The organism is Paenarthrobacter sp. YAF11_1 (assembly GCF_052113445.1).
Lineage (GTDB): Bacteria > Actinomycetota > Actinomycetes > Actinomycetales > Micrococcaceae > Arthrobacter.
This window is the reverse complement of sequence record NZ_JBFRDF010000001.1, coordinates 688,864-707,731: the sequence shown is the minus strand read 5'-3', so window position 1 is coordinate 707,731 and position 18,868 is coordinate 688,864. Positions and strand designations below refer to the sequence as shown.

Genomic DNA, 18,868 nt, shown 5'->3' with positions numbered 1-18,868 from the left:
GCCTTCACCTCTTCGTGTCAGGTTGACGATGCCGCGCCGGGATCAATGGGTCCCGCAGAGGCAAGTGTGACCACGGTAACAGAAAATTCGAGTAGTCACTCGAATTTCATATGCGGCCTGTAACGCGCATGTACACTGACTAGCCATGACCACAAAGGACGTGGGCCGCGCAGCGCGGCGGGGCCCCTACGCGAAATCCGAGGAACGGCGCCGGACCATCCTGGATGCTGCCCACGAGGTGTTTGCTGCCCACGGCTACCGCGGCGGATCGCTGCAGGATGTTGCTGACCGGGTGGGACTGAGCCAAACCAGCCTGCTGCACTATTTCCCGTCCAAACGCGATCTCCTGATGGCAGTTCTGGAGCGCCGCGACGAAATCACCGGCGATGCCTTCCCGGACGACATGGAAGAAGGCCTGGTTGACTCCGTGATCCGGACGGCGCTCTTCAACGAGAACATCCCGGGCGTGGTTGAGCTGTATACCGTTCTTTGCGCTGAGTCCGTCACCGACTCGCATCCCGGGCGGGTGTACTTCACCGAACGCTTCGAACGCCTGCGCACCAGCTACGCGCGGCGCTTCGCCGAGCTGGCCGCCGAGGGCAGGCTCCGGCCCGGAGTTGATCCTGACGAAGCTGCCATGTCTTTGGTAGCCCTGTGGGACGGCCTCCAGACCCAATGGCTGCTGGCCCCCGACGAGGTGGACGTGGTGAAGGGCCTGCGTGGCTACTTCAAGTTGGTGGTCCTCCCCGAGCCCTGACCCAACTAAGTAGCAGCTAAGCGCGTTATGAGCCCTCAAAACGCGCTCAACTGCTACCTACTTTGGTGTGTTAGCCGCGGAAAGCCCCGATGCCCGTGATGTGCTGGCCCAGGATCAGGGTGTGGACCTCATCCGTGCCCTCGTAGGTCCGCACGGACTCAAGGTTGTTGGCATGCCGCAGGGGTGAATAGTCCAAGGTGACGCCGTTCCCGCCCAGGATGGTGCGGGCCTCCCGGGCGATCTTGATGGCCTCGCGGACGTTGTTCAGCTTGCCCAGGGAAATCTGCTCGGGATGAAGATGGCCGGCGTCCTTCAAACGGCCCAGGTGGAGGGCAAGCATGGTGCCCTTCTGGATCTCCACCAGCATGTTCACCAGTTTCTCCTGCGTCAATTGGTAACCGGCCAGGGGGCGGCCGAACTGGAGCCTGGTGCCCGCATACTCCAGCGCAGCTTCGTACGAGTCGCGCGCAGCTCCCATGGCACCCCATGCGATGCCGTAACGTGCCTCGTTCAGGCATGTGAACGGTCCGCGAAGTCCAGCGGCGCCCGGGAGGATGGCATCAGGACCCAACCGCACGTCGTCGAACGTTACATCGCACTGAACCGAGGCGCGCATGGAGAGCTTTGGCTCAATAGCCGTGGCGGTAACCCCTGAAGAACCTGCAGGGACAAGGAAGCCGCGAATACCATCCTCAGTGTTGGCCCACACCACCATGACGTCCGCAATGGACGCGAGCCCAATCCAGCGCTTGGCGCCATCCAGTACCCAGCCATCGGCTGTTTCACGGGCGAACGTGGTCATGGAGGACGGATCCGAACCCGCGCTTGGTTCCGTCAGCGCGAAGCAGCCGATCAGCTCGCCGGCCGCCATCCGCGGAAGCCACTGCTCCTTCTGCGCCTCGGAGCCCCAACGGTGAATTGCCGTCATGGCGAGGGAACCCTGCACCGAGACGAACGTGCGGATCCCGGAGTCGCCGGCCTCCAATTCCATTGCCGCCAAACCATACTCGACGGCGGACCTGCCGGGACAGCCGTACCCCTCCAGATGCATCCCCAGGACTCCGAGCTCGCCCAGCTCAGGGGCGATCTCCCGTGGGAAATGAGCCTCCTCATACCAGCGTGCGATGGCGGGACGGATGCGCTGGGCCGTGAAATCACGGACCTTGTCGCGGAGAGCCAGCTCCTCCACCGTGAGCAGGGAATCGAGGGCCAGGACGTCGGAGGTGTTCGTCGTTGAATCGCTCATTCCAGCATCCTAGGTGGCCGGCCCGCCCGCCGGGACCATGCAGGCCGCAAGCCCGGGAAACCCCTTCAGTAGTATGGAGGCGGGGGTCGCACACTTCCCCCGCTGCGATTTGGTTAACTTGGGGGATTTTGCATGGCACTGCCTGACGTCGATTTAAGGGCCAAGGCGGAGGCCGCACCACCGCGCACGCCGGTACAACCATCCTCTCCGGCCCTGCGCTTGCTGCCGCTGGCTGTGGTACTGGTTCCGGTGTGGATGATGCTCGCGGACTGGGCCAAGCAGGGCCTGGACTTCAGCGTCTACTGGTTCGGCGGAAGTATCCTGAACCAGGCAGGGACGTCGCCGTCGGACCTGTACGGCCCCACTGTCGCTTCAGCCGGTGGCCCGCAGCTCCCCTTTACTTACCCGCCGTTCGCGGCCCTCGTCTTTGGTTTATTGGCGCGGTTGCCACAACTGTCGGCGCTCATGGTGTTCAACGTTGCAGGCGTTGCCTTGGCGGCCTGGGTGGCTGTCACGATCGTCCGGTACTGGTCATCGAAGCCCGATCTTAGGAGTGCACTGTCCTCCACCAGGAACTGCTGGATAGCCGCTTCGTTGTTCCTTGCTGTCCTGTTCCTGGGGCCGTGGCGCGAAACGCTGGCGTTCGGGCAGATCAACATCATCCTCATGGGCCTGATGGTCATCGACCTCCTCGGCGGCCTGTCCAAGCGGCGGGGCTTCCGGGGCACGGGCTTCCTGGTGGGTGTTGCCGCCGGCATCAAGCTGACCCCCTTGGTGTTTGGCCTGTACTTCCTGATGCGCAAGGACTGGCGTGGGCTGGCGAACATGGCAATCGGCTTTGCCGGCACGGTGCTGCTTGGCTGGCTGTTGAGGCCTGCGGAGTCCCTGCAGTTCTGGTTGGAAATCCTGCCCGATACCTCAAGGATCGGCGGTGCCGGCTATGTGGACAATCTCTCCATCAAGGGCACCCTCCTGCACTTCGGTGTCCCGCACGACACCGTAACCTTGCCCTGGATCGCATTGAGCCTGGCGACCGTCGTCCTGGCGGCTCTGCTTGTCAGGGCGGCCAGCGCCCAAGGCGCACGAGTTATTGCCATCTCGACGACGGCACTCGCCATGCTGCTCATCAGCCCGGTTTCGTGGTCCCACCACTGGGTCTGGATGGCCATCATCCTGCCGGCGTTCGCTTGGACCATCAAGGAAACGCCGGCCCGTCACAAAGCCCAACGGGTAGTGATGAGTGCCGTACTGGCCGTTTCAACACTTGTGTTCTTTTTCTCGCCCAAGACCATCGGCACCGCCCTGGGTTCGGCTGACTTGAATGTCCAGACGCCCGGTCTATGGATCATGGCGTCCAGTGCGGGCGTTTTCTGTGCCGTGGCCATCCTGATGTGCTGGTTCGTTGCGCTGCGTCGGTACTCGGTTCGGATCGAGGACGTTCCTGATGTGCCTACCCGCCTGCGGCAGTGGGCCTCAAGGCAACGCTAGGCCCCGTCCGACGAGCCTCCGAAGCTATTCGCCGCGTACCACCCCGGCCTCGGCCCGCTCACCGGTGAAGTAGCCGCGGGTAGACGGTGCAAAGCGGCACACGACGGCCAGCACGACACCCAAAGCCAGCAGCAGCACGCCGCTGACGAACGCTCCGCCAATGCCGAAGATCTGAGTGTCCCCGTACGACAGGTCCCACATCTGCACTGCTGAGATGAAGAACGCCGCCGTCAGGGACAGGGCTCCGAGGAACGGAAGGATGCCGCGGAACCACAGGTTGCGGGCAGAATCCCTGAGCGTGGAGCGGAAGAACCACACACAGGAGAAGCCGGTCAGGGCGTAGTAGAACGCGATGAACAGGCTGATGGCGCTGATCGAATCGGAGAGCAGGTTTTCGCTGAGGAAACTCATGGCCACGTAATACACCACGGCCACCGCACCCATGACCTGGGTGGAGAAGCCCGGCGTCATGAAGCGCTCGTGGACCTTGCCGAACCGGGCAGGAAGCGCGCCGTGCACGCCCATGGACAGCGTCCCGCGCGCGGTCGGCAGAATGGTGGTTTGCGTGGAGGACAGGACGGACGCCAGCACAGCCACGATGATCAGCCAGCCCCAAGGACCCAGCACTACGTCCTTCATGGCCAGGAAGACGTCATCCTGGTTGGCCTCATTGCCCAGGCCGATGCCGTCGGTACCGATCGTGGCGTACATCATCACCAGCAGTGCAACGGAAACGTAGATCGCCACCAGCACGGAGGCTGAGATGACGGCGCCACGGCCGGGGGTCTTGGCAGGGTTTTCGGTTTCCTCATTGAGGGCCAGGCACGTGTCCCAGCCCCAGTAGATGAACAACGCCAGCAGCACGCCATGGACCACAGCACCGGGATCGGCAAAGGCGCCGGCCGGGTTGAACCATTCGAAGTCGAAGGCCTGTCCTTCAGGCGCGCCACCAGCAATGCGGAAGACAATGGCCACCGCGAAGATACCCAGCGAGATGTACTGGATGTAGGTCAGGGTGCGTTGGACGTGCTCGCCCAGCCGGATGCCGCGGTGGTTCACGTACGTCATGAACACGATGAACAGCACGCCGGTGGCCGTCACCAGCCACGTGTTGTCGGCCAGGGAACCATCACCGATCAGGAGCCAGAGGTACTTGCCGGCAATCTGCGCCAGGTTGGCCAGCACCACGATTCCTGCAAGGGCCACGCCCCAGCCGCCCAGCCAGCCGGCCCACGGGCCGAATGCCTTGCGTGCCCAGAAGAACGTGGTGCCGCAGTCAGGCATGGCGCTGTTGAGCTCACGGAAGGCGTAGGCAATGAACAGGACCGGGATAAAGCCGAGGATCAGGATCAGCGGGGTGTAGTTGCCGTTGACAGCAACAATGAGCCCCAGCGTCGCCGCGAGCGAATAGACAGGCGCGGTGGATGCCAGGCCCAGCATGACGGAGTCGCCAAGGTCAAGGATCCCGGCGTGCAGGCCTTTGGAAGGTACGACGGCGTTAGGGTCGCCGCCCGCTGAGCCGCCACCCGGCGTCGAGGTTTCAGTGCTCATAGTGCAGCTCCGTAGGAAGTAGCAGGGGGCGCGATGGGCGCCGGGGCGTCGATGGTATTGGGGACAAAGCGGCAGAAGTAGTCCGTGATGGGGCCGTCGGATTCGCGGATGCCGCAGCCGACGGATTCGCCATCCACCACCCACAGACCCAGGACCGGATGGTTGCCATCGAAGTCGGGCAGGGAGTGGTACTGCTGGAAGCACCAGCCTTCGCGGCCGTAGCCGCCGGGCTGCTGGATCTCAATGCCGGGGGCATGGATGCGGATGTTGTCGCCCTCGCGTCCATGCAGCGGTTTGGCCACCCATTCCTTGAGGGGACCCGGATCGCCGAGGTAGGCCGGCAGCAGGTTTTCGTGGTTGGGGTAAAGATGCCACAAGGCAGCCAGCAGTGCTTTGTTGGACAGCAGCATCTTCCATGCCGGCTCAACCCAGCGCGGATTGTGGGCGCGCTGCAGGAGTCGCTGTCCGAACGGCTCCTTCATCATCAGCTCCCATGGGTACAGCTTGAACATGGTGCTGATCATGAAGTTGTCCAGGTCCACGAACCGGTTCAGGTTGGGGTCCCAGCCGATGTCGGACATGTTGATGCCGATGGTGGTCCAGCCACCTTGGCTTGCGACATCCCGCATGTAGGCTGCCGTCATCCAGTCCTCGCCGGATTCTTCCGCTTCGGAATGGGCTACGTGGAGCGTGCTCATGCCGGTGCGGAACTGCAGCTTCTTCCACTGCCGGATCAGCGCCTCATGGATTCCGTTCCACTGGTCCTTCTCCGGGAAGACGTCCTGGAGCCAGAACCACTGGGCCACGGAGGCTTCGATCAGCCCGGTAGGGGTATCGGCGTTGTACTCCAGCATCTTGGCCGGGCCGCCCTTACCGTCATAGATGAAGTCGAATCGGCCATAAACGTCCACATCCGCGGCCAGCAGTGACTCGCCGGCCAGCTCCAGGGCCTGCTGCCCAATGCCGAGGTCGCCCATGGCTCCGGTTGCCAGGTATTTGGCGGCTTCCAAACACATGATGTGCATGTCTTCCGCGGTTTTCTCGAGGGTCTCCACCTCGTCCTCGGTGAATTCGTAGTACGCCGATTCGTTCCAGTATTCGATTTTGCGGCCATTGGGCATGGTGGTGGTGGAGAAAACCAGGCCCTGTTCTTCGATCTTTTGCTTCCAGTCCGGCCTGGGCTCGGAGGGCAGTCGACGCACGCCTAGCCTCCCGAGCTTCCGCCGCTTTTGGAGCTGCTGCCAAAGCCACCCCGGCTGACGGTCCCGCCCTTGGTGCTGTAGCCGGTGGAGGACTTGGCTCCTGTTGGGACGTTCTTGGTGTAGCTCGGGTAGGCGGAACGGTTCTGGCCCACAGCAGGCACGCTGGCGCCGCGGGAGTAGAAGTACCACGCGTAGACACCGGAGCTTCGGCCCGCCGAACTGCTGTTGTTGCAGTCGTTGTCATCAACGCGCTCGCCGGTTTCCTCGTTGAAACAGACCTGGGCGTAGTCGGCTTCCTGCTCGTTGCTGGCCACGATTGCCGTAATGGTTCCGGCCAACAGCGCGGTCACGCCAAGGCCGACGACCACAGTGCGACGCTGCGAGCGCTTCTTCTTCTTGGCTGCCTCGGCCTCGCCGCGTTCGCGTTCCCTGGCGAAGGGGTCCACCACAGGCAGGGGTTGTCCTGGACGTGGAGCTCCGCCGGGGGATGCCCCCGCAGGCACCTTCTTGTTCTTTCCCGTCGCTTTGCCTTGTTGAGGGTTGCCCTGCTGCGGATTCCCCTGCTGGGGGTCGTCCTGGACAGGCGTGAAAAGCTCCGGGTGGAGTTCGGGCTTGGGCACTTGCCAAGGTGGGGGTTTGGGCGGATTGTTGCCCGCCCCGAAGTCGCTGTTGTTGTCCCTGCTGCCGCCGTTGTTGCCGGCTGCGTCAGGGCTGTCTTTCGGGCCCATGGATATCCCCCTGGATAGACCGTTGATGTGTCCGGCGCCACGCCGGACCAGAATGCTCAGAGCAAGCCTAGTCCTTGCAAGCGGTGCAGGCACGGATGACTGCGGTAAATGGGGAGAACTCCCCACTGTGGAAGCGTGTAAGGATGGAGCCATGGCGGCACCGGAGACCTACAGCAACGGCGACGACGGCGTGCTGCTGCGGCTCCCGCCGGTTCGAGGCATCGGCCGGGGACGTGTGGCGACCGGACTGGTACTGGCACTCATGCTGCCGCCCGCCGTCGAACTTTTGGTCACGGTCCTGAATTTCCGTAACTTCGCCATGACCATGCTGCTGCAGTTGGCCGTGGCGGTCGCGGTCGCCGCGATCGGCGGGTTGTGGCCTGCAGTGGTGGCCGCCGTTTTGGGCAGCTTCCTGCTGAACTATTTCTCGGCCGATCCTGTGGGATCCCTGTCCATTGCCGATCCCACCACGCTTTTCACCTTGGTGGTGTTCCTGGCAGTGGCCTGCGGTGTGGCGCTCGCTGTGGGTCTGGCCAGCCGCCGGGCCCAGGAAGCGGCACGGTCCGAAGCCGAAGCCACTGCCCTGAGTGAGTTGGCTCTCCGGATACTGAGTTCCGATGGAAGCCTGGAGACTTTCCTTGAGAAGGTCCGCGCGAACCTGGGCATGGAAGCGGTGACGTTGCTGGGCTCCGCGGCCCCGGGGGCGGCAGCCATGCCAGGGGCGGCTCCCGCATCGCAGGTCCTGGCGAGCGCCGGCCCCAACCCGCCGGTGACCCATGCCGCCGCCGACCATGCCGCCGTCGTCGATCCGCAGTACACGCTGCTGCTGCGCGGCGGACCCCTGACACCGCAACGCCAGCGGCTGCTGGCCGCCTTTGGTGCGTTCGTGGTTGCCGTGCGCGAACGGCAGCAGTTGGTGAAAAGCCGGCGGGACAATGTCCGGCTGTCCGAGGGCAATAAGATGCGGACGTCCATCCTGCGCGCCGTGTCGCATGACCTGAGGACGCCGTTGGCCGGTATCAAGCTTGCTGTCAGCAGCCTGCGCCAGGAGGACGTGAGTTTTCCTCCGGACGTGGAGCGGGAGTTGTTGGAGACCATCGAGGAATATGCGGACCGCCTGGATCATCTGGTGGACAACCTCCTGGACATGTCGCGCATTACGGCTGATGCGGTCAATCCGCTGCTGACCGGTATCGGCTGGGCTGAGGTGCTGCCGCAGGCGCTCCGGGGTGTTCCGGCCGGGCATCTCCGCAATGAACTTCCGCCCAATCTTCCGCCGGTGCAGGCCGATGCCGGCATGCTGGAGCGCGTGGTGGCCAACATCGTGGAGAACGCGGTGAAGTATGCGCCGGACTCGGATGTTGTCCTGACGGCGCGGACCGGTGCCGGTATCACCCTGGGGGACCGGCCGGCCGGCGAACTGCGGATTGTGGATCACGGCAGGGGAGTAGGCCGGGAGGAGGTCCTCACCATGTTCCAGCCGTTCCAGCGCTTCGGTGATTCGCCGGCGCCCGGACACACTGCCGGCGGTGGGATCGGGTTGGGACTCGCGGTCGCCAAGGGGTTCTGTGAAGCCATGGGCGGCAGGCTCGATGCTGAACCGACGCCGGGTGGCGGCTTGACCATGGTGGTCACTCTGCCGTTGTGGACCGGTGGCCCGCAATGACGCTGGTACTCATCGTCGAGGACGAAGCCCGGATTGCCCGCGCCATGCAGGTTACCCTCCAGGCCCACGGCTACCAGGCATTGTCCGTGGGCAACGGCGCCGACGCCCTGCAGGCCGCTGCCAAGCAACCCGTGGAGATCGTGGTGCTGGACCTCGGACTGCCGGATATGGACGGAGTGGAGATCATCCGACGCATCCGCGGCTGGAGCAGCATGCCCATCATTGTGCTTTCTGCCCGGCATGCGTCGGAGGACAAGGTGGAAGCGCTCGACGCCGGTGCGGACGACTACGTGACCAAGCCTTTCGGTTTGGATGAGCTGCTTGCCCGGCTTCGGGTCGCCTCGCGCCGTGTGGTCACCGGCCATGAGGAACCAACGCTGGCCACTGCCGACTTCCTGGTGGACTTGGCCGGCAAGAGGATCGTGAAGGATGGCGTGGAAGTCAGGCTGACGCCCACGGAATGGAACATCCTGGAACTGCTGGTCCGCAACAAGGGGAAGCTGGTGAGCCAGCAGCAGATCCTCACCCAGGTCTGGGGGCAGGCCTATGCCAAGGAAACCCAGTACCTGCGCGTGTACATCGCCCAGTTGCGCCGGAAGTTGGAGCGGGATCCGGCAGAGCCGCGCCATCTGCACACCGAAGCGGGCATGGGCTACCGTTTTGATCCTTAAAAACGTCAATTCGCGCCGGACCGTCCGTAGACTGATCCCATGAACACCGCATCCCTCCTTGCCGTCTGCCGTGTCCACCAACTGTTGCCTGATCCCGGCAACGTGGGGGTTACTGCCATGGACAAGCGTCCGGTGGAAGGTCCGGTCAAGGTCCATAAACTAGGGCTTCACGGGGACGTGCAGGCAAACCGTATTGATCACGGCGGAGAAGACCAGGCCCTGTACGCGTATTCGCAGGCGGATGCCGACTACTGGGCAGGTGAGCTGCAGCGGGAGGTGCGGGCAGGACTCTTTGGTGAGAACCTGCGGGTGTCCGGCATTGAAACCACGGGCGCCGTGATTGGTGAACGGTGGAAGATCGGCCTGGACGTGGAGGTCGAGGTGACGTCCCCCCGCGTGCCCTGCGCTACTTTCCAACGGGTCCTCGAAGAGCCGCAGTGGGTGAAGCGGTTCACGCAGGCCGGCCGCATTGGCACCTACCTCCGCGTCATCAGGACAGGGACCGTTTCTGCCGGGGACCACATTCACCGCACGTTCGTTCCGAAGCACGGCATCACCGTGGGCCAGTGGTTCAGTGAGCCGACGCCGGACGTCGTCCAGGTACTGCTGGACGCGGAGGCAGACGGCGAGATCCGACTCCAGGACGAGTACCACTCAAAGTTCGACAACGTCCTCCGCCGCCACGGCCTCTGAGGGCTCCGGGGCAGCGGTCGCGGCTGAGTGTGAACAAGCTCACCGGCCATCATGGGGGCTTAAGTCGCGGTGATGCCGCCCCGTGCCCTACACTTGAAATATCCCCCACTCCGGAAATCCCTTTATCCTGCCCAATTCTTGAGGCAGGACTGGTAAGTGTTGGGGCCCGCAATTGTGTGCGGGCATTTTCATAGGGAGAGCCGGCTAAAGAAAACGCTGTACAGACTGCTGGGATAGCAGCCAAGAGATGCAGCGGGAAGTCCTGCCATGGGATTGCGATAGCGCCGGACTTCTTGCGAGAGCAGGGCACTTTGCCTGTTTTCGCGACGAGTACTGCGGCCAAGCCCAACCGGGCCGCGCCGACTGCCCTATGGATGAGGAATTTCCCCCTATGACCGAAAATCTCAACGAAAACTTCGACGCCCAGACCCCTGAGTCCGCAGAGTCCGCTGTAGCAGCAGAGACCACCGCGCCCGCCGAAGCTGAAGCACCGGCCGCTGCCGCTGCCCCCGTCGAGAACGCTGCAGCCGAGTCTGCAGCCCCCACCTTCACCGAAGCTCCTGCTCCCAAGGCAGAAGAAACCGAAGCTCCTGCTCCCAAGGCAGAAGACGAGGAAGAAGAAGGCGTCCGCTTCGTCGATCTTGGCATCGACGGCCGCGTCCTGGCCGCCCTGCAGGATGTCGGCTACGAGAAGCCGTCACCCATCCAGGCAGCCACCATTCCGCTGCTTCTGGAAGGCCGCGACGTCGTTGGCCTTGCCCAGACCGGTACCGGTAAGACCGCAGCTTTCGCTGTTCCTGCCCTGTCCCGCCTGGCTGAACTCCACGACCTCAACGGTCCCTCACGCAAGACCCAGGCACTGGTCCTGGCCCCGACGCGTGAATTGGCCCTCCAGGTAGCCGAGGCCTTCACCTCCTACGCCAAGCACATTGACGACTTCACTGTCCTCCCGGTCTACGGTGGCTCGGCCTACGGCCCGCAGCTCGCCGGACTGCGCCGCGGTGCACAGGTTGTTGTGGGTACCCCCGGCCGTGTCATCGACCACATCGCCAAGGGTTCGCTGGACCTTTCCGAACTCCAGTACCTGGTGCTGGACGAAGCTGACGAGATGCTGCGCATGGGCTTTGCCGATGACGTTGAGCAGATCTTCCAGCAGACCCCGGAAACCCGCCAGGTTGCGCTGTTCTCTGCCACCATGCCGGGCCAGATCCGTCGCATGTCCAAGCAGTACCTGAACAACCCTGCTGAAATCTCGGTGAAGTCCAAGACCACCACGGGCGCCAACACCAAGCAGCGTTACCTCCAGGTCATGGGCCCGCACAAGCTGGACGCCCTGACCCGCATCCTTGAGGTTGAAGAGTTCGACGGCGTGATTGCCTTCGTGCGCACCAAGATGGCTACCGAGGACCTCGCCGACAAGCTGAAGTCCCGCGGTTTCCAGGCTGCCGCCATCAACGGTGACATCCCGCAGCAGCAGCGCGAACGCACCGTCGACGCACTGAAGGAAGGCCGCATCGACATCCTCGTCGCCACCGACGTCGCTGCCCGTGGCCTTGACGTTGAGCGCATCAGCCACGTCATCAACTACGACATCCCGCACGACACCGAGTCCTACGTGCACCGCATTGGCCGTACGGGCCGTGCAGGCCGTTCCGGTGACGCGATCCTGTTCATGACGCCGCGCGAGAAGTACCTGCTGCGTTCCATCGAGAAGGCAACCCGCCAGCCGGTGGAGCAGATGCACCTGCCCACCGCCGAGACCGTGAACACGCTGCGCCTTGGCAAGTTCGCCGAGCGCATCACCGAGACCCTCGCGTCCGAGGATGTTGCAGCGTTCCGCGACCTCATCTCCTCCTACGAGGAAGAGCACAACGTTCCGGCTTCCGAGATCGCTGCAGCCTTGGCCGTCATGGCCCAGGGTGGACAGCCGTTGCTCGTCAAGGAACTGCCTGCAGCTCCCGAGTACCAGAAGCGTGAGCGCTCCAAGGATGGCTTCGGTTCCCGTGGCCCGACCCGTACGCTCACCGAGGGCAACGCCACCTACCGGATCGCAGTCGGACGCCGTCAGCGCGTCATGCCGGGCTCCATCGTTGGCGCCATTGCCAACGAAGGCGGCATTTCCTCCGCACAGATTGGTGGCATCGACATCCGCTCGGACCACTCCCTGGTGGAGCTCCCCGCAGACCTCAGCCCCGAGCAGTTGCGCGCACTGTCCCGCACCCGCATCGGTGGCGAGCTGATCCACCTCGAACTGGACAACGGACGCAAGCCCAGCGGCGACCGCGGCAGCTACTCCGGTGGTGGCGGCGGCGGACGCGGTGGCTATGGCGACCGCGAAAACCGTGGCGGCGGAAACTTCAAGGGTGCCGGCGGATTCAAGAAGGACTTCCGCAAGTCCGAGGGCGGCGAGCGTACCTCCGCTGACCGTGGTGGCCGCTCCTACAGCGACCGCTCCGAGCGCACCGCGGGCAGCTTCGGCGACCGCGACCGCGGCCAGGCCAGCGGTTCCCGCTTCGGCGGCCACGGTGACGGCGCCCGCAAGCCCCGCAGTGGCGGCGAAGGCGGACACCGCGATTTCAACCGCAAGGGCAAGTGGTAAACACTTCCTGGTGGTAAACACCGCTGCATGTTAGACACTCAGTAGTTCCCGTCAGGGGGTCGGCTTTCGAGCCGGCCCCCTGCGGCATTTAACGGGGTTACATGCGCCACCGCCCCGCCGTAGGATCGAGGCACGGCTGAACGCAAGCAGCATGCAAGCAGAACGCAGGAGGGTGCTCCATGGGATTGCTGGACAACTTGAAGAAGAACCTGGGCCTTGGTGACAAGGGGCGCGGCGACCAACTACTGCACGGCGACAAAGATCACAGGGATGACACTGGGTCTGCTGCCAGCGACGCAGCTCCCGCCGAGGCCGCAGCCCCAGTAGCTCCAGCAGCCGGCACCCAGGCCGCGGAGGACGCTGCCGCCGTCGAGGTTTCAGCAGCTGACCGGGACGCCGCTGAGGCCGCGGCAGCCCAAGCGGCCCGGCAGCAGGCAGCCGCGGACGCCGCAGCGGCCCAGGAGGCCCGCCAGGAGGGCCTGGAACCCGAGGCCCCGGAAGTCCAGCCGCAGGCGCAGGAGGCGGCCGCTGAAGCTGCTGCGGGGGCCGGGCAGCCGGGACCTGTGGCCCCAAGGGTCACGGAGGTTGTGGTGGAGCAGGGAGACACCATGAGTGGGATCGCTGCCCAGTTCGGGGTGGATCTCGGAGCATTGATTGCCGCCAACGCTGACACCGTCCCCAATCCGGACCAGATCTACCCGGGACAGGTGCTCCGACTACCCTGATGTGAACCGCCAAAGGGGCAGCGGCGACTGCTGGCGGCGCGAAATATAGATCAGGAAAAATGCGTCTTCGCAAATTGTGTCGACGCCGATTTTCCGCGTTCTTTCGCCGATTTGTAGCTTCTGAAAACGTCCGGTAGAGTATTTACTCGTTGCCCCCCTAGCTCAGTGGTAGAGCGCGTTCTTGGTAAGAACGAGGTCACCGGATCGATTCCGGTGGGGGGCTCTGAATGAGGGCCTGTGTCAAGGCGGTTTTTGACCGGCTTGACACAGGTTTTTCTCATTCGTGGCGGTGTAGCTCAGTTGGTTAGAGCGCACGACTCATAATCGTGAGGTCGGGAGATCGAGCCTCCCCACCGCTACAGAGCAAGACCCCGCAGCTTTCGCCTGCGGGGTCTTTTTTCGTTCCGTGGGACAGAATGGGTTCATGAGCCGAATCGCAATCATTGGCGGCCACGGGAAAGTGGCCCTGCATCTGTCCCGCATTCTCAGTGGCGAAGGTCACGACGTCACGTCTCTCATCCGAAATCCCGATCATGTGGCAGATGTCACGGAAACCGGCGCCAACGCGCAGGTGCTTGATGTGGAAAACTCGACGACGGCGGAACTCGCCCAGGCACTCGACGGCCACGACGCCGTGGTCTGGTCAGCGGGGGCCGGCGGGGGCAACCCGGACCGGACCTACGCCGTGGACCGCGACGCAGCCATCCGCTCGATGGACGCCGCCGCAGAGGCAGGCATCAAGAGGTACGTCATGGTTTCCTACATCGGCGCGGCGACGGACCACGGAGTGCCCGCTGACAACCCATTCTTCGCCTATGCGGAGGCCAAAGCAGCGGCTGACGACTACCTGCGTGCAACCGACCTCGACTGGACCGTCCTGGGCCCGGGAGCCTTGACCGACGAGCCTGCTACGGGCCTGATCCAGACGGACCCCGAGAACCCCGGCAGCGGCACGCAGACGTCGCGGGCCAACGTTGCGTTGGTCACGGCGGCTGTCCTGGAACTGCCCGGCACCATCCACCGGACCATTGCGTTCAAGGATGGGACCGCGGACGTGGTGGACGCCCTGACGGAGGACTGACCCGGAAACGGAGGCGCTGACCGTTAGTCCGCGTGGACTGTCTGCACTGCGTGGACTGTTTGCACTCCCGGGATATGTTGGTAGGGAACTTTTTCGGCTTCGCCCGGGGGAGGGCCTTACAACGTCTGGGGAAGCAGGAACATGGATCAGTTGGCGCTCATTGTCGGATTGCTGCTTGCAACGGTGGTGGCAGTGGGCCTGGGGGACCGGCTCCGGCTTCCGTATCCGGTCCTGATGCTGCTGCTGGCTGTGGCGTTGACGTTCATCCCGGGCTTTCCTGAGTTTGAGATCTCCCCTGAGCTGATCCTGCCGATCTTCCTTCCGCCCCTCCTGTTTGCCACGGCCCAGAAGAGTTCCTGGGCTGTCTTCAGGGTGCGGTGGCGGACGCTCCTGCTCCTGGCCGTAGCCCTTGTGGTGGTCTCCACAGCTGTTGTAGCTGGTGCTGCCTGGCTCATGATCCCGGGCATCGGTATTCCCGCGGCCATCGCTTTGGGTGCCATGGTGGCCCCGCCGGACCCCGTTGCCGTTGAGTCGGTAGCCGGCCGCGTCCACATGCCGCGCCGCCTCATCACGGTCCTGCAGAGCGAAGGACTCTTCAACGACGCCGCGGCCATCGTGATCTTCCAGGCCGCCGTGGCCGCCACCATGTCCGGCAAGGAAGTGGGCCCGGAGGTCATCCCGCAGTTTGTCATCGGAGCCGCGCTGGCCGTGGTGATCGGCATCGCCATGGGTTGGCTGACCAAGTTCATCACCAAGCTGGTCACGTCCATGGTGGCCCGCAGTGCCGTCACCCTGGTGGTGCCGTTCGCGGCTTACATCCTCGCGGAAGAGTTGCACGCCTCAGGTGTGGTGGCCGTCGTCGTCACCGCCTTGGAGTTGCAGCGCCATACGCGGCCGCAGGATGCCGCTGAACGCATCACGCGGACGGCGTTCTGGGACGTGGTGGAACTGCTTGCCACGGGGCTGGCCTTCGGCTTGGTGGGACTGGAAATCCGTCACGTTATCCGGGACGAGGGGACTGCGATCTTTGGGATGATCGGCATGGCCGTGGTCATCTGCATCCTGGTGTTCGTTGTCCGGTTCCTGTGGCTGGGCTTGCTTGCCCTGACGGCCCGGAGGCGCAGGAACCTGCTGCAGCCCACCTCACCCAAGGAAGTGCTGATCCTGACGTGGTGCGGAATGCGAGGCCTGGCTACGTTGGCTTTGGCGTTGGCGCTTCCCTTGACCCTGCCGGATGGCAGTGATTTCCCGGCGCGGCACGAGATCCTGGTGATTGCCTGCGCCGTCCTCCTGGCAACCTTGGTGCTTCCCGGCCTCACCTTGCCATGGCTCATGCGGGTGCTCAAGGCCACCGAGGACGGAACGCACGAGCAAGATGCCGCCAAGGTCCTGGCCAAGCGCGCCCAGTCTGCTGCAGTAGCCGCGTTGAAGGACCACGACCTGATGAAGGAACTCCCGGCGGAGAAGGTGGCGCTGGTCAAGGAAAAGATGCGCCGGCTGCATGCGGAACTGCTCGATGGCACACTGCAGAATGAGACGGTTGCTGAAAAGCGCAAGCGTGGACGGGAGTTGTCCATCGCGGTGCAGACCATCGCCCTGGATGCTGCACGGCAGGAAGTGGTGGCGGCCCGGAACGAGCTGGGTACCGACCCGGAAGTGGCAGATCGCGTGCTGAGGCAGCTGGACCTGCGCACCATGTCGATGCCGGACTAGGTCACTGCAGTCTCGTGTTTCGGCAGCGACGCGGGGTACAGGTCCAAAGCATGTTCCTCGACATAATCCAGTGCGTGCCGGATCGCGCCGAGGGACACGATCCCGTCTCCCAGAGGTGAGGTTGCCAGTCGCGGGGGAGTGAAGGTGAACTCCGTCATCTTTTCCTCTATGCCCGGAATCAACGCGTGGGCTGAGGCTGCCACGGCCCCGGCTATGACCACCAGCTCGGGGTTGACCAACGTACTGACCGAGCCGATGACCCGGGCCATGCGTTGCGCCAGGCGATCCAGGGCCGTACGGGCGGGCCCGTCTCCGTCCGCGGCTGCAGTGAAAACCATCTCAGCGGTCAAGGCTTCAGGATTCCCGCCGCACAATGTACGCAGCGTCGTTGTCGGGTTGCTGTCCATGGCTTCCCGTCCCCACAGCGCAGCGTAGTGGGCAATGCCGTAGGTGTCGCCCACCCCGTCCACGTGGTCGAGATATCCCAATTCACCAAAGCCACCCAGTTGCCCGTGGAGCAGGCGGCCGGATTCCATGATGCCTGAACCCAGGCGGTCACCGGCCAGCATGACCACAAGGTTGTCCACTCCCTGTGCGGTCCCTTGCCACCGTTCAGCAAGGGCCGCGAGGTTGGCGTCGTTTTCCAGGAGGACGTGCCAGCCGTGCCGCTCGGACACTATCCGGCGGACATCGAAGGATTTCCAGAATTCCTGCGCCCTGAGTACCTCGCCGTCGCGGCTGACCGGGGCGGCCACTCCGACGGACACCGCGAGAACGGAATCAGCAGCAACGCCGGCTTTCTTCAGGGCCTCTGCGGCGATCCTGTCCAGCACGTCGGCGCGTTCGTCGGCCGGGACGTTGTAAGTACGGAATGGCATGGTGACCTGGGACAACGCTGTTCCGGCCATGTTCGCCACGATCGTGGTGATCTTGGTGGCGCCGATGTCGATTCCAAGCACGCTGGCCGCACCGTCGTCGAAAACAAAGCGGCGTGCGGGCCTGCCTTTGACGTATTCGCCCGTACCCCGCTGGTTTTCAAGTTCCTGCAGCCATCCGAGGCGGACCAGTTCGTCGCAGATCGATATGACCGTTGCACGTGAGAGCCCGGTGGAATCCATGAGTTCCGTCCCGGTGAGGACGCCGGCGCCACGCATTGCCTTCAGCATTGCGCCGGCGTTGACCCGGCGCACCAGCTGTGTTGATGGTGCAGTCCCAGTCACCATGGGTACTCCGAACTCTTGGGGCAGTCAGCCGGGGAATGATAGAACGATCTCTCTAAATTTAGTACATAAATTTAGATGACGACGGATTTCGTCTAAAAGCTTGACCCTGTGGCGCCGGTCACTCAAACTTGCGATAGGTCATAAATTTATCTCCTATCTAAACTTCGGGCTGGTGGTCAGTAACCGCCGCCCGATGCACGGCGGCCGCTGAGGTCCGCACGACGAAAGGACCACGGAGTCTGTGAAACCTACGCGCAAGAAACGCCTGGCGGCGGTGACCCTGGGGCTGGCCCTGCTGGCAGGCCTCCTCACGGGGTGCACCGGAGACCAGGGCAAGGAGACCATCCGGTTTACGTTCAGCAAACGTGAAGCCATTGGTTTCATGACCAAGCTCGTTGCCGACTACAACGCTTCGCAGAACGACACCGAGGTGGTCCTGGACACTTCGGGCGTGGACGTGGTGTCCGCCAGCTTCGTACGTGGAAATCCGCCGGACATTGCCCTCGCAAACTACAACATGGAGACGTCCCGCTTTGTTCAGCGCGGCGCGTTGAGCGACCTCTCCGGCACGGACGCCGCGTCCAGGATCCGGGAGGATCTCCAACCGCTCATGGACCAGTACGGCACCTACCAGGACCGGACCAGCGCCCTTCCCTATTCGGTGATGGCATCGTCGGTGATCTACAACAAGGAGATCTTCGCGGCCAACAACATCAAGGTGCCCACTACCTGGAGCGAATTGATCGCCGCATGCGAGCGGCTCAAGGCGGCTGGAGTCACACCCTTCTATGCCACCTGGAAGGATGACTGGACCATAGCCCAAGGGTGGTTCGACTACTCTGTGGGCGGTCAGGTGGACACCCTGGACTTCTTCGACAAACTCGCCGCTGAAGGCACGGAAGTGGGTCCGGAATCGTCGGTTTCCTTCCAAAAGGACTTCGAGCAACCAGTGGCCAAGATGCTGAAGCTGGCCACGAGCTACGTCAATAAGGACGCTGCGAGCCGGGCCTACGGTGACGGCAACCTGGCGTTCTCCCAAGGCAAAGCAGCCATGTACCTGCAGGGGCCGTGGGCTTTCAGTGAGATCGCCAAGACCGCCCCTGATCTGAAGCTCGGAACCTTTCCGCTGCCGATGACAGACGATCCGCAGGACCTGCGGGTCCGCGTCAATGTGGACCTTGCGGCCTGGATACCTGAGGCGTCCAAGCACAAGGACGCTGCGCGCGACTTCCTCGAGTACCTCTACAAGCCCGAGGTGATTGACGCCTACAACAAGTCGCAGTTGGGGTTCACGCCCACCAAGGAGTCTGCGGTTACCCCGGATCCCCGGATTGAAGGGATGGTGCAGTATTACGACGCATCCCAGGTCTACCAGGGTCCGTCCGTGCTGGTACCCCGCACCATCCCGATCATGAACTACACCCAAGCACTCGTGTTCGGCGCCAAGCCGGAATCCACCCTCAGCACGCTCGACGCAGATTGGGCGCGCCTGGCGTTCCGCCAGTAGTGCCGAACCAGGGAGTCA

At 63.6% G+C, this 18,868-nt stretch carries 15 protein-coding genes and 2 tRNA genes; 12 read left to right on the top strand and 5 right to left on the bottom strand.

Going from position 1 to position 18,868, the window contains the following annotated elements:
- Positions 1 to 145 precede the first annotated feature (145 nt).
- A complete protein-coding gene (locus AB4Y77_RS03470) occupies positions 146 to 757 on the top strand; it encodes a TetR/AcrR family transcriptional regulator (protein WP_442012956.1) in 612 nt (203 codons plus the stop codon).
- Positions 758 to 827: 70 nt separating this feature from the next.
- Here AB4Y77_RS03470 and AB4Y77_RS03465 read toward each other — a convergent pair whose 3' ends face one another.
- Positions 828 to 2,003 (bottom strand): acyl-CoA dehydrogenase family protein, encoded by a 1,176-nt coding sequence (locus tag AB4Y77_RS03465; RefSeq protein WP_442012955.1) that lies wholly within the window; start codon positions 2,001 to 2,003, stop codon positions 828 to 830.
- A gap of 132 nt (positions 2,004 to 2,135) precedes the next feature.
- On the opposite strand from AB4Y77_RS03465, the gene AB4Y77_RS03460 reads away from it, so the two are divergent.
- A complete protein-coding gene (locus tag AB4Y77_RS03460) occupies positions 2,136 to 3,491 on the top strand; it encodes a glycosyltransferase 87 family protein (protein WP_442012954.1) in 1,356 nt (451 codons plus the stop codon).
- 24 nt (positions 3,492 to 3,515) lie between these two features.
- On the opposite strand, the gene AB4Y77_RS03455 is transcribed toward AB4Y77_RS03460, so the two are convergent.
- From AB4Y77_RS03455 to AB4Y77_RS03445, 3 genes are read right to left on the bottom strand one after another with little or no spacing between them, the layout of a single operon-like run.
- Entirely contained in the window at positions 3,516 to 5,042 is a 1,527-nt protein-coding gene (locus AB4Y77_RS03455; protein WP_442012953.1) for an APC family permease, read from the bottom strand.
- Positions 5,039 to 6,244, bottom strand: coding sequence for a glutathionylspermidine synthase family protein (locus AB4Y77_RS03450; protein WP_311213741.1), 1,206 nt, complete (start codon positions 6,242 to 6,244; stop codon positions 5,039 to 5,041). The genes AB4Y77_RS03455 and AB4Y77_RS03450 overlap by 4 nt, the downstream gene beginning before the upstream one ends.
- 2 nt (positions 6,245 to 6,246) lie before the next feature.
- On the bottom strand, positions 6,247 to 6,972 hold the full coding sequence (locus AB4Y77_RS03445) for a Tat pathway signal protein (RefSeq protein ID WP_442012952.1): 726 nt from the start codon (positions 6,970 to 6,972) through the stop codon (positions 6,247 to 6,249).
- A 151-nt stretch (positions 6,973 to 7,123) separates the two neighbouring features.
- On the opposite strand from AB4Y77_RS03445, the gene AB4Y77_RS03440 reads away from it, so the two are divergent.
- The 9 genes from AB4Y77_RS03440 (at position 7,124) to AB4Y77_RS03400 (ending at position 16,120) form a co-directional block, all read left to right on the top strand.
- Complete coding sequence (locus tag AB4Y77_RS03440) at positions 7,124 to 8,638, top strand: sensor histidine kinase (RefSeq protein WP_311213739.1); 1,515 nt, start codon at positions 7,124 to 7,126, stop codon at positions 8,636 to 8,638.
- Positions 8,635 to 9,309: a response regulator gene (locus AB4Y77_RS03435; RefSeq protein ID WP_311213738.1), complete on the top strand. Its 675-nt coding sequence runs from the start codon at positions 8,635 to 8,637 to the stop codon at positions 9,307 to 9,309. Before AB4Y77_RS03440 ends, AB4Y77_RS03435 begins: the two co-directional genes overlap by 4 nt.
- A gap of 39 nt (positions 9,310 to 9,348) precedes the next feature.
- On the top strand, positions 9,349 to 10,002 hold the full coding sequence (locus AB4Y77_RS03430; RefSeq protein ID WP_311213737.1) for an MOSC domain-containing protein: 654 nt from the start codon (positions 9,349 to 9,351) through the stop codon (positions 10,000 to 10,002).
- A gap of 391 nt (positions 10,003 to 10,393) precedes the next feature.
- Positions 10,394 to 12,601 (top strand): DEAD/DEAH box helicase, encoded by a 2,208-nt coding sequence (locus AB4Y77_RS03425; protein ID WP_442012951.1) that lies wholly within the window; start codon positions 10,394 to 10,396, stop codon positions 12,599 to 12,601.
- 179 nt (positions 12,602 to 12,780) lie between these two features.
- Entirely contained in the window at positions 12,781 to 13,326 is a 546-nt protein-coding gene (locus AB4Y77_RS03420; protein ID WP_442012950.1) for a LysM peptidoglycan-binding domain-containing protein, read from the top strand.
- Between the two features lie 151 nt (positions 13,327 to 13,477).
- Positions 13,478 to 13,549, top strand: a tRNA-Thr gene (locus AB4Y77_RS03415).
- Positions 13,550 to 13,611: 62 nt separating this feature from the next.
- Positions 13,612 to 13,685, top strand: a tRNA-Met gene (locus AB4Y77_RS03410).
- A gap of 65 nt (positions 13,686 to 13,750) precedes the next feature.
- Positions 13,751 to 14,407, top strand: coding sequence for an NAD(P)-binding oxidoreductase (locus AB4Y77_RS03405; protein WP_442012949.1), 657 nt, complete (start codon positions 13,751 to 13,753; stop codon positions 14,405 to 14,407).
- A 141-nt stretch (positions 14,408 to 14,548) separates the two neighbouring features.
- A complete protein-coding gene (locus AB4Y77_RS03400) occupies positions 14,549 to 16,120 on the top strand; it encodes a Na+/H+ antiporter (protein ID WP_311213733.1) in 1,572 nt (523 codons plus the stop codon).
- On the opposite strand, the gene AB4Y77_RS03395 is transcribed toward AB4Y77_RS03400, so the two are convergent.
- Complete coding sequence (locus AB4Y77_RS03395) at positions 16,117 to 17,343, bottom strand: ROK family protein (RefSeq protein ID WP_442012948.1); 1,227 nt, start codon at positions 17,341 to 17,343, stop codon at positions 16,117 to 16,119. The genes AB4Y77_RS03400 and AB4Y77_RS03395 overlap by 4 nt on opposite strands.
- A gap of 241 nt (positions 17,344 to 17,584) precedes the next feature.
- Between AB4Y77_RS03395 and AB4Y77_RS03390 the strand changes: the two genes are divergently transcribed.
- On the top strand, positions 17,585 to 18,850 hold the full coding sequence (locus AB4Y77_RS03390) for an ABC transporter substrate-binding protein (protein WP_442012947.1): 1,266 nt from the start codon (positions 17,585 to 17,587) through the stop codon (positions 18,848 to 18,850).
- Positions 18,851 to 18,868: the final 18 nt, after the last annotated feature.

Bases quoted from the DNA above. Each gene is read 5' to 3' on its own strand.
- AB4Y77_RS03470 (WP_442012956.1), top strand. From the start codon at position 146: ATGACCACAAAGGACGTGGGCCGCGCAGCGCGGCGGGGCCCCTACGCG.
- AB4Y77_RS03465 (WP_442012955.1), bottom strand. From the start codon at position 2,003: ATGAGCGATTCAACGACGAACACCTCCGACGTCCTGGCCCTCGATTCC.
- AB4Y77_RS03460 (WP_442012954.1), top strand. From the start codon at position 2,136: ATGGCACTGCCTGACGTCGATTTAAGGGCCAAGGCGGAGGCCGCACCA.
- AB4Y77_RS03455 (WP_442012953.1), bottom strand. From the start codon at position 5,042: ATGAGCACTGAAACCTCGACGCCGGGTGGCGGCTCAGCGGGCGGCGAC.
- AB4Y77_RS03445 (WP_442012952.1), bottom strand. From the start codon at position 6,972: ATGGGCCCGAAAGACAGCCCTGACGCAGCCGGCAACAACGGCGGCAGC.
- AB4Y77_RS03440 (WP_311213739.1), top strand. From the start codon at position 7,124: ATGGCGGCACCGGAGACCTACAGCAACGGCGACGACGGCGTGCTGCTG.
- AB4Y77_RS03435 (WP_311213738.1), top strand. From the start codon at position 8,635: ATGACGCTGGTACTCATCGTCGAGGACGAAGCCCGGATTGCCCGCGCC.
- AB4Y77_RS03430 (WP_311213737.1), top strand. From the start codon at position 9,349: ATGAACACCGCATCCCTCCTTGCCGTCTGCCGTGTCCACCAACTGTTG.
- AB4Y77_RS03425 (WP_442012951.1), top strand. From the start codon at position 10,394: ATGACCGAAAATCTCAACGAAAACTTCGACGCCCAGACCCCTGAGTCC.
- AB4Y77_RS03420 (WP_442012950.1), top strand. From the start codon at position 12,781: ATGGGATTGCTGGACAACTTGAAGAAGAACCTGGGCCTTGGTGACAAG.
- AB4Y77_RS03405 (WP_442012949.1), top strand. From the start codon at position 13,751: ATGAGCCGAATCGCAATCATTGGCGGCCACGGGAAAGTGGCCCTGCAT.
- AB4Y77_RS03400 (WP_311213733.1), top strand. From the start codon at position 14,549: ATGGATCAGTTGGCGCTCATTGTCGGATTGCTGCTTGCAACGGTGGTG.
- AB4Y77_RS03395 (WP_442012948.1), bottom strand. From the start codon at position 17,343: ATGGTGACTGGGACTGCACCATCAACACAGCTGGTGCGCCGGGTCAAC.